This window comes from Halorubellus litoreus, assembly GCF_037081675.1.
Classification (GTDB): domain Archaea; phylum Halobacteriota; class Halobacteria; order Halobacteriales; family Natrialbaceae; genus Halorubellus; species Halorubellus litoreus.
Window position 1 is genome coordinate 228,746 of record NZ_JAZAQL010000005.1, and the last position, 13,657, is coordinate 242,402.

13 protein-coding genes are annotated in these 13,657 nt (G+C 71.7%); 7 read left to right on the forward strand and 6 right to left on the reverse strand.

The annotated features are described in order from the left end of the window. Positions 1-6 precede the first annotated feature (6 nt). Positions 7-237: a hypothetical protein gene (locus VYJ16_RS20370; RefSeq protein ID WP_336352156.1), complete on the reverse strand. Its 231-nt coding sequence runs from the start codon at positions 235-237 to the stop codon at positions 7-9. Positions 238-436: 199 nt separating this feature from the next. Here VYJ16_RS20370 and VYJ16_RS20375 point away from each other — a divergent pair, with 199 nt between their 5' ends. Then, on the forward strand, positions 437-685 hold the full coding sequence (locus tag VYJ16_RS20375) for a hypothetical protein (protein WP_336352157.1): 249 nt from the start codon (positions 437-439) through the stop codon (positions 683-685). Positions 686-719: 34 nt separating this feature from the next. On the opposite strand, the gene VYJ16_RS20380 is transcribed toward VYJ16_RS20375, so the two are convergent. After that, positions 720-1,343 carry a dienelactone hydrolase family protein gene (locus VYJ16_RS20380; RefSeq protein ID WP_336352158.1) on the reverse strand — a complete coding sequence of 208 codons (624 nt, stop codon included), beginning with the start codon at positions 1,341-1,343 and terminating at the stop codon, positions 720-722. Positions 1,344-1,671: 328 nt separating this feature from the next. Here VYJ16_RS20380 and VYJ16_RS20385 point away from each other — a divergent pair, with 328 nt between their 5' ends. From VYJ16_RS20385 to VYJ16_RS20400, 4 genes are all read left to right on the forward strand, one after another. Next, positions 1,672-2,517, forward strand: a complete 846-nt coding sequence (locus VYJ16_RS20385; protein ID WP_336352159.1) for a PspA/IM30 family protein — start codon at positions 1,672-1,674, stop codon at positions 2,515-2,517. A 94-nt stretch (positions 2,518-2,611) separates the two neighbouring features. Next, on the forward strand, positions 2,612-3,688 hold the full coding sequence (locus tag VYJ16_RS20390) for a DUF7972 family membrane protein (protein ID WP_336352160.1): 1,077 nt from the start codon (positions 2,612-2,614) through the stop codon (positions 3,686-3,688). Between the two features lie 134 nt (positions 3,689-3,822). Continuing rightward, the gene (locus VYJ16_RS20395) at positions 3,823-5,802 is read left to right on the forward strand and encodes a threonyl-tRNA synthetase editing domain-containing protein (RefSeq protein WP_336352161.1); all 1,980 of its coding nucleotides are present in this window, start codon (positions 3,823-3,825) and stop codon (positions 5,800-5,802) included. Positions 5,803-5,958: 156 nt separating this feature from the next. Further along, entirely contained in the window at positions 5,959-6,678 is a 720-nt protein-coding gene (locus VYJ16_RS20400) for a transcriptional regulator TbsP domain-containing protein (protein ID WP_336352162.1), read from the forward strand. 37 nt (positions 6,679-6,715) lie between these two features. Here VYJ16_RS20400 and VYJ16_RS20405 read toward each other — a convergent pair whose 3' ends face one another. Together VYJ16_RS20405 and VYJ16_RS20410 are read right to left on the reverse strand one after the other, a co-directional pair. After that, on the reverse strand, positions 6,716-7,768 hold the full coding sequence (locus tag VYJ16_RS20405) for a dipeptide epimerase (RefSeq protein ID WP_336352163.1): 1,053 nt from the start codon (positions 7,766-7,768) through the stop codon (positions 6,716-6,718). Further along, a complete protein-coding gene (locus VYJ16_RS20410) occupies positions 7,765-8,784 on the reverse strand; it encodes an N-acetyltransferase DgcN family protein (RefSeq protein ID WP_336352164.1) in 1,020 nt (339 codons plus the stop codon). The genes VYJ16_RS20405 and VYJ16_RS20410 overlap by 4 nt, the downstream gene beginning before the upstream one ends. A gap of 256 nt (positions 8,785-9,040) precedes the next feature. Here VYJ16_RS20410 and VYJ16_RS20415 point away from each other — a divergent pair, with 256 nt between their 5' ends. Continuing rightward, positions 9,041-10,816, forward strand: coding sequence for a histidine kinase N-terminal 7TM domain-containing protein (locus VYJ16_RS20415; RefSeq protein ID WP_336352165.1), 1,776 nt, complete (start codon positions 9,041-9,043; stop codon positions 10,814-10,816). Positions 10,817-10,905: 89 nt separating this feature from the next. On the opposite strand, the gene VYJ16_RS20420 is transcribed toward VYJ16_RS20415, so the two are convergent. Both VYJ16_RS20420 and VYJ16_RS20425 read right to left on the reverse strand, forming a co-directional pair. Next, positions 10,906-11,805 carry a Vms1/Ankzf1 family peptidyl-tRNA hydrolase gene (locus tag VYJ16_RS20420; protein ID WP_336352166.1) on the reverse strand — a complete coding sequence of 300 codons (900 nt, stop codon included), beginning with the start codon at positions 11,803-11,805 and terminating at the stop codon, positions 10,906-10,908. A 131-nt stretch (positions 11,806-11,936) separates the two neighbouring features. Beyond that, positions 11,937-12,374: a DUF5802 family protein gene (locus tag VYJ16_RS20425; RefSeq protein WP_379762887.1), complete on the reverse strand. Its 438-nt coding sequence runs from the start codon at positions 12,372-12,374 to the stop codon at positions 11,937-11,939. 335 nt (positions 12,375-12,709) lie between these two features. Here VYJ16_RS20425 and VYJ16_RS20430 point away from each other — a divergent pair, with 335 nt between their 5' ends. Beyond that, positions 12,710-13,657, forward strand: a complete 948-nt coding sequence (locus VYJ16_RS20430; RefSeq protein ID WP_336352167.1) for a hypothetical protein — start codon at positions 12,710-12,712, stop codon at positions 13,655-13,657.

Below are 13,657 nucleotides of genomic sequence, written 5' to 3' on the forward strand. Positions count from 1 at the left end.
CGGTCGTCACTCGCGTCGGGCTAATCGGCGGCCGACGGCGGCGAGCACGACACCCACGACGAGCGCGGCGAGGCCGACGATGGCGAGCGTCGAGTCGACGGTCCCGACGCACTCCGGATAACAGCCCTGCGTCGGTGCGCCGGCGGCGAACACCGCGCTCGCGGGTGCGACGACGAGCCCGACGTACAGCGCGGTCCACCCGAGTTCGGCACTCGTCTTCGAGAGCAGTGACGGCATTCGACTCGTCGGTTCGCGGCCGGGACTTGTGGTCGTTGCGGTCGGGAGTGCGACGCCCCGTCGCGGCCGAGAGTGCGACGCCCCGTCGCGGCCGAGAGTGCGACGCCCCGTCGCGGCCGGGAGTGCGACGCCCCGTCGGCACCGAAGGCGCGCGACGGACACCCGAATCGTGATGCTGGCTGCGCGCGTACGTCTTCCCATGCAGGACTCGCTCGCGGCCCGGCTGGACGGCGTCGAGGTCGGCGACCTCGTCCGGTGGAACGGCCGCACCGCGCCGGAGGTCGTCGAGGACGTCGCCGACGAGCACTTCGACGTCCGGACCGCGCAGCACGACTACTATCGGTTCCTTCCGTCCGAGGGCGTGGTCGTGGACCGGCAGACCGACGAGCGCGCCCGCGTCGAGTCCTTCGAGGTCGTCGGCGACGTCTGCGACGTCGACCTCTGGTGAGTTCGACGCCGAACACTCGGCGGACGGACGACGCTTACTCGTCGGTATCGACGCCCAGATGCGTGCGGAGGAACGCGGCGGCGTCCGCGCCGACCTTGTCGTGCTGGCCGACGAAGTGGTGGTCGCTCCCGTACGCGTGGACGGACTGCTGGCAGCGTTCGGCGGCCTCGACGACCGGGATCGAGTCCGCGGTCTCGTCGCGCTCGCCGTACCCGACCCAGAGCGGACAGGGAAGTTCGTCGACCGCTGCTGCGGCATCGAGGTCGTCGTTCAGGCGGCTCGCGGGCGCGAGCACGGCGGCGGCCTCGACGCTGACGTCGACGCTGGCGGCGGCGAGGATGGCGATGGCGCCGCCGAAACTGTAGCCGTAGACGCCGACGGCGTCGTAGCGGTCGGCGGCCCACCGGAGCGCGTTCCGGGCGTCCTCGCGTTCGCCGTAGCCGTCGTCCCAGTCGCCGTAGTCGAACCGGAGACAGTCGACGCCGCTATCGGTGAGCGCGTCGCTGGTGGCGGTGAGTCGACGGTCGGTTCGCGCCCCGCCCAGTTGCGGGTGAGGTGGGCACGCGACCACGCACGCGGTCGCGTCGGTGGCGGCGACGTCGTGTGTCGCGCGAACGTCCCGGGCCCCCGGGACGAGTACCACGTCGGAGTCGGTCATGTCGACGACGTAGGCGCGGTCGGCCCTTGAACGCCCCGGGTCGTGGTCGTGGCGTGAACGGTAGAACTGTCTCGTGGCGTGAACGGTAGAACCGGGTCGAGGCCTCCTCTCCCCCCGGGGAGGAGGCGTCCGGTCGCCCGCGTCCCGGTGACGCTGCGGTGGCAACGGAGTTGACCCGTTGCACGAGGGGGTAGGAGACGTCCCGCAAAATCCCCCGAGCATGGACTGTCATGGCCTGGGTCAACATGTAACGCGTTCTTCCTTTGTGACCGACGGATACCCATTCGAAACCTGACGCTTTTAAGGTCGTGGCTGCTAGGAAACGGGTATGGGAATCCTGTCTCGGGCATCGTACATCATCCGGTCGAAACTGAACTCGATCCTCAACCGCGCGGAGGACCCGGGGGAGACGCTCGACTACTCCTACGAGCAGATGCGCGACCAACTCCAGCAGGTCAAGAAGGGCATCGCGGACCTGACGACGCAGAAGAAGCGCCTGGAGATGCAGAAGAAGCGCCTCGAGGAGAACGTCGAGAAGCACAACGACCAGGCTCGCGAAGCCGTCAAACAGGACCGCGAGGACCTGGCGCGGAAGGCCCTCGAGAAGAAGAAGTCGAAGATGAACCAGATCGAGGAGCTGGAGTCCCAGATCGCGGACCTCCAGAACACCCAGGACCAGCTCGTCGAGAAGAAGGAGACCTTGCAGCAGCGCATCGAGGAGTTCAAGACGAAGAAGGAGTCGATGAAGGCGCGCTACGAGGCCGCGGAGGCGAGTGCGCGCGTCAGCGAGGCGATGACGGGAGCGGGCGACGAGATGGAGGACATCGGCCGGTCCATCGAGCGCGCGGAGGAGCGTACGAACGACATGGAGGCTCGCGCGGCGGCGATGGACGAACTCCACGACTCGGGCGCGTTCGACGACGTCCTCAGCGACAAGGACTCCATCGACCGCGAACTCGAGCAGGTGTCGACGGATTCGAGCGTCGACGCGGAACTCGACACGCTCAAGGCCGAGATGGGGAAGAGCGAGCCCGCGGAGACGGAGACCGAGACGGAGACCGAGACGGAGACGGAAGCGGCCGATGGCGGGGACGCGAGCGAGGACGCCGGCGGCGAGGTCGCGGACAGCGAGGTCGAGGCGGAACTCGAGGAGCTGCAGGACGAAGAGCAGTAACGACCCGTTCTCCGGACGCGTCCCGTGATGCGTTTCGCGGGGTCGGGGTGGATTGGCCGGACTGTTTTGACGGACGCGGTCGAACCGTGACGGCATGAGCGACGACCCCGAGCAGCCCAGCGACACGATGCGCGAGCGCGCGGCGGCGAGCTCGCGGAAGCTACGGGTCCTGATGGGCGTGAACCGGTGGGTGCTCGCGTTCGCTATCGCTGGCTTCGTGTTCGCGACTATCGTCGCCGTTGGGGTCGTGCATCCGACGGAAGCCATCCAGATGCTGCGGACGGGCGACCCCGTGGAGACGCTGTTCCAGGCGTTCGTCGGCGCCATCATCACGGGCGTGACGCTCGTGCTGACGTTGAACCAGCTCGTGCTCTCCCAGGAGCTCGGGGCGGTCGGCGACCAGCGCGAGCGCATGGAGGGCGCCATGTCCTTCCGCCGAGACGCCGAGAGCGTGCTGTCGTCGGCGGCGGCACCACCTGAACCGTCGGCGTTCCTGCGGTCGCTCGTGGACGCGAGCGCGGACCGGGCGGACGCGCTCGTCGACGCGGTCGAGGACGCGAACGCGAGCGACGAGTTCGCCGACGCCGTCGACTCGTTCGCGCGGGACGTCGCGGGGAACGCGAACGCGGTCGGGGACGCGCTGGAGGGCGAGCAGTTCGGGACGTTCGACGTCATCTTCGCGGCACTGGACTACAACTACTCGTGGAAGCTGTACGCTGCACGCAGGCTCCGGAACGAGTACGCCGACGAGTGCACGGACGCGGTCGACGCGGCGTTCGACGACCTCACGGTGGCGCTGGAGCTGTTCGGGCCGGCGCGCGAGCACTTCAAGACGCTGTACTTCCAGTGGGAGCTCGTCGACCTGTCGCGAGCGATCCTCTACGCGGCGATTCCGGCGCTCGCGACGTCGGCGTCGATGATCGTGTTCTTCGAGCCGAAGGCCCCGTTCCTCGCTGGCGCGACCGCGGGGTTGTCGCACGCGCTCGTCCTCGTCGCGGCGGCGTCGACGGTGGCGGTGTTCCCGTTCGCGATACTGCTGTCGTACGTCGTCCGTATCGCGACGGTGACGAAGCGCACGCTCTCCATCGGGCCGTTCATCCTCCGGGAGACCGACCGGAGCGCGGACCTGGACTGGGACAGTGCGACCGTCGAGGACGACGGCGACGCCTGAGCCGAGTCCGGTCGGTCGTCGCGGGTCGGTCGTTGTGCGGCGGTCGTGGCGGGGCGGTCGGTCGTTGTGCGGCGGTCGTGGCGCGGTCGGCCGTCGCTCGCGCCTTTTTTCTCGCCGCGTCGGGTAGTCGGGGTATGCGATTGCTGTTCGTGCACGCCGAGGCGGTGGCGCTCTCCCGGGGCGACCGGGCGCTCGACCAGGACGACGCGGACGAGCGCGCGGCGACGGCGTCGGCCGAGAGTGCGGTCGCGTCGGCGTCCGTCGAGGATGCGCTCGTCGCGTTCGCGACGGTCGAGTCGGGCGATGGGACGGCCCCGGACGCGGTTCGCGCGGCGGCGGCGGACGCGGTCCAGGAGGTCGCGGCGGACCTCCGCGCGGACGACGTCGTCCTGGTGCCGTCGGCGCTCCTGAGCGACCGCGCGGCGCCCGCGGCGGCGGCCGCGGCGGTCTGGGCCGGGTTCGCTGCCGCGGTCGCGGGCGAGGACGATTCGACGCCCGGGCTCGAGACGCCGTCGGCGGGGTTCGAGACGACGGCGGCCGGGTTCGGGTGGCGGTACGCCCTGGACGTGGGGGCGAAGGCGCATCCGTTCGCAACCGCGGTGCGGACCGTGGACCCGGCGAAGGCGGCCGGAGCGACCGCTGGGAGCGCGTCGACCTGGACGGTGGTCGCGCCGGACGGGACGCGAGCGTCGCCAGCGGCGTTCGTCGCCGACCACGACCTCGATGCTGGCGTCGAGCGCGCGCTCCGTGCGGTCGACCCAGCGCTCGACGGGCCACCGCGGACGACGAGCGCGCGGTCGGGCGAGCGACCGCCGGACCGCGCGGACCGCGCTCGCGCGCTCGGCGTCGCCGACCGCGACCCCCTCGACGCCGACGCCCGCCATCGGCCCGCCGGCGCGTTCCTCCGCGAGCGCCTGGCGGACGCGGTCGCCGCCGTCGTCGAGGGGCGCGACCCGACGCCGCAGCGCGTTGCCGGGCCGCGTGCGCTCGACCTCGCCGACGACGCCGTGCGAGCGTACGCGGCGACGCTCGGCGTCGACGGCTACGGCGTCGCGCTCGCGGACCGACGAGTGCTCCCGGACGCGCTCGGCGCCGGAACGGCGCTCGCGACGCTCGCCGACGCGGGCGTGAACGCGACGGACGCGCCGGTGGCGGTGTTCGACGCTGACGCGCTGGCGCCCGCCGCGACCGGGTCGTGGGACGCGACCGGTTCCGCGGACGGCTTCCCGACGGCAGGGTCGCGCGGGCCGGCGACGCACGAGGCGTACGCGACCGTCGCGGCCGCTCGCGACGCGGCCGCCGACCACGCCGCGCTCGCCGTCGCGTTCGCGGAGGCCTGCGGGCTCGATGTACTCCCCGTCGTCACCGTCTCGCCGGCGTTCGAGGACGCGCACGAGGCGTGGACGGCGGCGCTCGCGGCACGCCTCGACGCGCCCGTGCTCGTCCGCGTCGACGAGGACGCACCCGCGGCGTGGCCGCTCCAGGTCGAGGCCGCGGTCGCCACGCCCGAGGGCGACGCGCTCCGGACGGGCGTCGTCCGCGTCGACGACGACGGCCTCCGCCACTTCGCGCCGGACGGCGACTCCGTTCCGGCGGTCGTCCACGCCGCGCCCGCCGGGGCGCTCGACGCGACCCTGGCAGCCATCTGCGACGCCGGCGCGCCCGCGACCGCCGACGACGGGTCGGGCGCGGTCGCGGGGGCGTCGACGCCGCTCCCGGACTGGCTCGCGCCGACGCAGGTCCGACTCGTCCCGGTCGCCGACGACCACGTCGACCGCGCCGGGAGCATCGCCGACGCGCTCGCAGCGACGGGCGTCCGCGTCGACGTCGACGACCGCGCGCACACCGTCGGCGCACGCATCGCGGCCGCGGACCGCGAGCGCGTCCCGCGGTACGTCGTCGTCGGCGACGACGAATCCCCCGACGGCGCCCTGCCGCTGACCGACGTCGCGACCGGTCGGGAGCGCGACCGCGGCGTCGACGACCTCGCCGCGACGGTCGCGGACGCCGTCGCCGAGGGGACCGTCGACGGTGCGGCGTCCGTGCCGGCCGCGACCGCACCCCGGCCGCGGCGGCTGTCCGCACGGCTCGCGTTCGACGACCCCGAGGACTGAGCAGCCGCCACCAGGGAGTGACCATCTGCCGCCAGGGAGTGACCATCTGCCACCAGGCAGTGACCGGGCACCGAGCCCACGGGCGGCGACCCGGGACTAATTCGCGCCGACCTGGCCCATAATCTTAATATTCTGAATTTGCATGGTTGTATCGTCATGCTCGAAGGGTTCGTCACGGCCGGCGTCGGCGTGCTGCTGGCCGTGGGTGCGTGGGGACTGTACGCCGGCCGGTTCGACGTGCGCGGCGGCCGCGGACAGCTGTTCGTCGACGACGTCGCGTACCTCACACGCGCCGACCTCCGCGAGCCCTCGCGGCTCCTGGACGCGTCGAAGGCCGCGAACCTCGTCATCGCGGCGCTCGAGACGCTCCTGCTCGTCATCGCGACCGTCACCGTCGTCGCGGTCGCCGCCCGCACGAACCCCGCGCCGTGGTTCCTCGCGGTCGCCGCCGTCGGCGTGCTCGTCGGCGGGTACCTCGTCTGCCGCGGCGTCTACGTCCGCCTCGGGTTCGCGGTCCCGGAGCCCGCGCGTACCGTGAACGCGTTCGGCGCTGGTTTCGAGCGCGTCGCCGGCACCGACGCGGCGGCGGACTTCACCGCCATCCACGACGCGATGGGGCGGACGCGCGGCACCGGCGACTCCGACGCCGCGACCGCCGCCGTCCTCGCCGCCGCGCGCGCAGACGTCGACCCCGACGCGCTCCGTGATTGGGCGGCCGATAGCGGCCTCGCCAGCCCCGCCTCGGTCGACGCACGCATCGAGGACCTCGCCAGCGCGGGGCTGCTGGACCGCGACGCGTTCGCGCTCCCGGACGACCGACTCGCGACCGCGGACCCCGACGACGTCGCCGCGGTCGCGACGACGGCCATCGCCTGAATCGGTCGACGACCGCGTTCCCCGAGCGCTCGCTCGTTCAGCGCTCGACGGCGCCGGTCCCTGGCTGGTCGTCCGCGAACGCGATGGCGCCGCCCTCGCGGACGGGGCCGTCGTAGGGGTCGTCGGCGAGCAGGAGCGACCCGTCGAGGTCGACGTGGTCGCACAGCGGTGCGAGGTGCGCGCCCGCCGAGATGGCGGCGTTCGACTCGACCATGCAGCCGAGCATCGTCTCCAGGCCGTTCGCGCGAGCGGCGGCGAACAGGTCGCGGGCGGCCTGGACGCCACCGCACTTCATGAGCTTGCACGTCACGATGTCCGCGCGGTCAGCAATCTGTGGGACGTCGCTCGGGACGACGCAGGACTCGTCGACCGCGATGGGGAGCGGCGAGCGCTCGTAGACGTACCGAAGGCCTTCGGGGTCGGTCGCGGGAACGGGTTGTTCGACGAACTCGACGCCCGCGTCCGCGAGCCACTCGGCCTTCCGCACCGCCTCCTTCGGCGTCCACGCCTCGTTCGCGTCCACGCGCAGCGTCGCATCCGGCGCGCCCTCGCGGACGGCGTCGACGACCGCGCGGTCGCGGTCGGTCCCGACCTTCACCTTCAGCGTCCCGTAGCCCGCGTCCGCAGCGGCCGCGGCCTTCTCGCGGACTCGGTCGACCGAATCGAGCCCGATGGTGAACGACGTGTCTGGCGCAGTCGATGGGTCGAGCCCGAGGGACCGGTAGAGCGGGACGCCGAGGCGCTTCGCGACGAGGTCGTGGACCGCGATGCTGACCGCGGCGCGCGCCGCCGGATTGTCGTGCACCGCGCGCTCGCACTCGGCCTCTATCCGGCGCGTCTGGAACGGGTCGACGTCCGCGATAGCGGCTTCGAGGTCGGAGAGCACCGCCTCGACGGTCGCCGCGGTCTCGCCGTAATGCCGTGAGGGCGCGGCCGCACCCACGCCGACGACGGCGTCGTCTCCGTCATCGGCAGCGTCGTCGCGAACGCGAACGACGACGTTCTCCGCGACGTCCTGCGAGCCACGGGAGATGGTGAACGTGTCCGCGAGCGGGAGGTCGACGCGCTCGAACTCGACCTGGAGCGTCATAGCACCGCCTCCAGGACGCGCTCGCGGTCGTCGTCGAACCGGACGAGGTCGCCCGCGGGGGCGTCGAGCGCGGTCTCGTAGTCCGCTATCGCGGAGCGGGCGTCGCCGTCGTCGTCGACGTCGACGGTGTTCAGCGCGCCGGCGACGACCTCGGCGTCGTGGACAGGTGCGGCGAGGGACTCGTAGAGGTCGACGTACGTCTCGGGCGCCTGGAGCGCGTAGTCCTCGTAGCCGTGGACGGCGTCGCGGCCGGCCTCGTGACAGAGCACGAGCGAGTCGGGTTGCGCGCCGTGGAGGATACCGCACGTCACGGCGGAGTACGCCGGGTGCGTGATGGCGCCCTGGCCTTCGACGAAGAGGACGTCGTGGTCGTCGCCGACCTCGAGGATCATCTCCTCGACCGCACCGGCGGTGAAGTCGCTGACGACGCGGTCGACGCACGTCCCCCAGCCCTCGATCATGATACCGGTCTGGCCGGTCGGGACCACGGCCGCGTCGACGCCGCGAGCCTCCGCGGCGCGCGCGAGCTCCTCGGTGACGGTCATCTTCCCGACCGAGCAGTCAGTGCCGACGGTCAGGACGACCTCGGCGTCGACCTGGCTCGCGACGCCCTCCGCGACCCCGAGGTCCTCGGGCGGACGGCGGACGTCGTCTATCTCGCAGCCGTGCTCGGCGGCGAGCGCGGCGAACTCGTCGTCCTCGGCGAGGAAGTAGTGGAGCCCGGAGACGACGTCGTCGCCGCGTTCGAGCGCGGTGCGGACGTCGTCGCGCCAGGATTCCTCGAACCCGCCGCCGATCGGGGCGATACCGACGAGAAGCGCGTCCGCGTCCGGCGCGTCCGCCATCGACGCGACGATGGGGGCGTCCTGGACGCCCGTGACGTGGTCGCTGACGCGGTCGCCCGCGTTGTCGCGGTCGAGGACCGCGACGACGTCGTGGTCGCCGTACCGGAGCACGCCGAGCGCGGTCTTCGCGCGCCCGGGAAACTGCTCGTGAGCGAGGATGACTAGCTGCATACCCTCGACGATGAGTGCCCCTCGCTTGAACCTTGCCGGTAGCGGCAGTGCTGCGTCGACCGACCCACGACCGGCGCTCGTCGGTCGATTCTCCCGATGCCCGGTTGTTATCACAGATCCGACACTTGGTGTGGGCGTCGCTCTCGGTCGCGACCACGCCCCGGTACCACGAAGCGGTCGCGGTGATTACCGGAAACGCCGACCGGAATCGGCGAGAGGCTTTATGCCCTAATCTCTCGTACGTCCTGTCGATTCGATGCTCGCGGTCCTCGCGTCACCGTACGTGCTCGGGCTCGTCGTGGCGACGGTGGCGACGCTCGCACTCGGTGTCGCCGCCTACCGGCACCGCGACCGGCCAGCATCTCGCCCGTTCGGCGCGCTCTGCATCCTCCTCGCCGCCTGGGCGGCGACGACGTGCGTCGGCCTCCTCGTCGAGAGCCTGGACACGCGCCTGTTCCTCGAACGCATGCACTGGGTGTACGCCGCGATCGTCCCCGTCTTCTGGCTGTGGTTCGCGTTCGAGTACTCGGGGTACGGCCCCGAACTCACGCCCCGTCGGTTCGCGCTCCTCGTCGCCCCGACCGTCGTCTTCGTCGTCGTCCTCTTCGTCGACCCCGGAACCCTCGTCTGGTCGTCCTACGAACCCGTCGAGGTCGGCGGCCTCTACCTCATCGACCACAACCTCGGTCCAGCGACGCTCGCACTCAGCCTCTACCTGTTCGCCGTCACGTTCGCCGGCGCCGCCGTCATCGTCCGCTTCGGTCTCACCGCCGGCCACCTCTACCGCGACCAGACGGTCGCACTCCTCGTCGGCGTCGCCACCCCCATCCTCGTCTCGCTGTTCTCCATGGTCGACGTCACGCCACTCCGCGGCCTGAACGTCACGCCGTACGCGCTCGCCGTCTCCGCCGTCGCGTTCGGGAACGCGATGTTCCGCTACGACTTCCTCGAGAACGCGCCCGCAACGCGCCGATTCGGCCAGCACGTCGTCACGAAGAGCCTCCGCGACGGCGTGCTCGTCGTCGACGACCGGAACCGCGTCGTCGAATGCAACCCCGTCGCCGGCCGAATCCTCGACGTCGACCCCGACGACGCGCTCGGCGCCGAGATTCACGCACTCGTCGACGAGGACACGCTCGTCGACGGCACGTTCGACCAGAACGCGCACCTCTGGAACACGAACGGCACGCGCCGGTACGCCATCGAGCAATCGCCCGTCGTCGACCAGCACGACCACGAGGTCGGCCGCGTGTTCGTGTTCCGGGACGTCACCGAGACCGAACGCCGCGAGGAACGCCTCGCCGTCCTCAACCGCGTCCTCCGACACAACCTCCGGAACGACATGAACGTCGTCACCGGACGCGCCCGCGAACTCGAAGCGCGACTCGACGGCGAGGACGCCGCAACCGCAACGGAGATCGCGGACGTCGCGGACGAACTCGTCGAACTCTCACACAAGGCACGCACCGTCGAGACCATCATGGCGAACGACACCGCCGAGACGCGGTCGCTCTCGGCGCTCGTCGGCGACCTCGTCGACTCGATGACGCACGAACACCCCGAGGTCGCGTTCGACGTGAACGTCCCGGACGTCACCGTCGCTCGAAGCACGGTCGTGTACGCCGTCGTCTCGAACCTCGTCGAGAACGCGGTCGAACATGGTTCTCCCTGCTCCCGGCGGGACGCCGGGAACGCCGTGGAACACGGACGAACGGACGATGACGGCACGTGCTCGGTCCGCATCGACGGCCACGTCGACGGGAACGTCGTCGAACTCACCATCGCGGACGACGGCCCGGGCATCCCCGACGTCGAACTCGCAGCACTCCGCAACGGCGAGGAATCCGCGCTCGAACACGGGAGCGGCCTCGGCCTCTGGATCGTCGCATGGGGCATCGAACGCCTCCACGGCAGCGTGTCGATAACGGTCGACGACGGCACCACCGTCACGCTCGAACTCCCCATCGCCGGGACGACCCGCGACCCCGACGCGGACGACGGCCGCTGGCGCGGCGACGACGGCACGCTCTAAGGGAGCAGTCAGTAGTGGCGACGGCACGCTCTAAGGGAGCAGTCAGTAGTGGCGACGGCACGCTCTATACGGCGACGGAGCGTGCCGCGTCAGATAGCGCGGAGCGTCGTCGCGAAGAACTCGTAGAAGGCGTCGTCGAGCGCGTCCTCGGGGTCGCCGCTGGCGTCGACGGCCGCGGTCGCGGTCGCGTCGACGTCGAGCGCGTCCACGAGGCGAGCGTCGCCGACGGCGTACAGCCGGTCCGGGTCGACGTCGCGGATGGCGGCCTCGCAGTCCGCAAGGTGCTCGTCGATCTGGGCGTCCCGGCGACGCTCGAAGCGCCCCTGCGAGAACCCGCCCTTCGAGTGGTCGCCCTTCACGTCGCTCCGGAACCCACGGAACGAGACGCGGTCGCGCCCGTCGTACTCGCCGACGGCGAACACGCCGGCGCGGACGAGCGCGAGCGCGAACGACCCCGTCGGCCGCATCCACTCGTCGTCGACGCGGAACCCGTCGCCCCACTCGCAGAACGCCGCCGGTGGCGCGGGCACGTCCAGGGTTGCGCTCACGACCCCGGCGTCGTCGGCGACCGCGAGACACGGCGCGGCGCGCTGGACGAGCGCGGCGCGGTCACCGAACGCGTCCGCGACGGCCTCGGGGAGGTCGTCGTCGTCGACGTACGCCGTCAGCGCGCCCTCCGCGCCCGCGTCCACGCTCCGGAGGCGCGCGAGCACCGCGTCCAATCGCTCGCCGCGCAGCATCTCCACGCGCCGGTACGACAGCGACGCGTCCCCGTCGCCGCGGTCGCGTTCGCGTTCGACCTCGCCCTCGAGCTGCGCGATCTTGTCCTCGAGGCGGTTCACGCGCTCCTCGGCGTCCTGGCGCGCGCTCGCCGCCTCCGACCGTCGGCGCTCCTCGGCCTCGTACTGCTCGCGGAGCCGTCGCTTCTCGTCCTCGAGCTCGTCGATGCGGTCCTTCAGGGCGGCGCGCCCGAGCAACTCGTCGAGCATCGTCTACGACGCCGGCGGCCGGCGCCTTGACGCTTCCGGGACTCGCGACGCGACCCCCGGGCGACCAGCCCGCGGGACCGGCCGTCCGTGCGCGGGCCGGACGCGACGGGTGCGGGCCAGCAGCGTCCGGGTCAGGTCCCGGTCGGACCGCCCGGGCCGCGCGGGCCACGCGGGCCACTCGGCCCGAACCGCGTCGCACCATCGCCGCCGCCCTCGTCGTCGTCGTCGCGGGTCGCTGGACGCGTGAACCGCAGGAGTTGCTCGGCGCGGTCGGCCTTCGCGAGGAACACCTCGGTCAACGTCGGCGGATTCCCCACGTCGAGCGACGAGAGCAGTTCCTCCGGGATGGCGAGTGTCTCCGCTGGGACGCCGTCGTCGCCGTGCACCGGAAAGTGCGCCGTGTCGAGCTTCATGACGAGCGACTCCGGTGTCGACGCCGTCGCGTCGCTGGTGTACAGTTGCTCGCTGACCCGTTCGTGCGTGGTGCGCTCGATGAGCGCACGCTCCTCGCGCGACGGCGTGACGTACAGTCGCCCGAGGTAGTAGCCGCTGGAGAACTCCTCGAACATCTCGCAATCTAGCCCATGATACTTGTTACCAAAAGCCTTCCGGGGGATTCGGGACTCGAAACGCCAGACGGAACGACCGACGAGCCGAGCCCGACCGCGAACGCCGCGCTCTCGCTCCAGAGATCGCGTCTGCACGCCCGCCCCTCGAACCGCACGTTCGGAGCCCGGAACTCGTCCACTGGCTCGCCGTCGCCGCGGCCACCGTCCGCGAGCGGAATCGCCACCAAACGGCGGGTTGAACGCTCCTGAACGGTCGGGTCGCGTCCCCGAAACCGCCGTGAACGGTTCGAAACGAACGACCTCCTTTTAGGATGTGGCAGTCATTCGACGAAGTGATGAGAACGACCCTCGCCGTCTCCCTCGTGCTGGTCGCGGTCCTCGGCGCCGTCTCCGTCGCCGCGGCCGGCCCGCTCGGACCCGCCACCGTCGGGAGCCAGGGACCGGCCGCCGCCGACGCCGGTGCGACGGCATCGAACGGGAGTACCGCCAGCATGGGCGCGGAGGTGTCCGCGTTCATGCAAGCGAGCGCCTCGGACGCGAACGCCTCCGTCGACGAGGGCATGTTCGCCGCCGAGTGGAATCAGAGCAACGCCAGCGCCGACTCGCTCGTCGACAAGCGCGCGAACGCCCTGGAGAACCGCCTGAACGCGCTCCAGAACCAGAAGGAGCGCTTGCTCGCGCAGAAGGACGACGTGAGCGACGTCGCGTACACCGCTCGGATGAGCGCGCTCGCCGCTCGCATCGACGCGCTCCAGAGCGCGCTGAACGCCACGAGCGACCGCGCCCGGAAGGCGGGCGTGAACGCGACGCGCCTGGACGAACTCCGGTCGAACGCGAACAACCTGACCGGGCCGGAGGTCGCCGCTATCGCGCGGAACCTCAGCGTCGGCGTCGGCGGCCCACCCGCCGGTACGCCCGGCAAGGGTCCCGGTGGCGCCGGGCCGCCCGGCCAGAACGAGCCCGGGAACGGCGCAGGGGCCGCGAACAACTCCACGCCGGGGAACGGCACGCCCGGCGGCCAGAACGGAAGCACCGGCGGGCCAGCCGTCGAGAACCCCGGGAACGACACCATCCAGGGACCGACGACGAACGGCTCCAACGGGAGCGTGACCGCGGGAAACTCCTCCGGCGGTGGGCCAGGTGGTAGCGGAAGCGACGGTGGTAGTGGGAGCGACGGCGGGAACGGCGGCGGGAACGGCGGCGGGAACGGCCCGAACGCGCTGACCGCGACCGACGGCGAGCACGCGCCGTCGGTGTCCGAGCGAATCGCCGGCCGGCGCTAA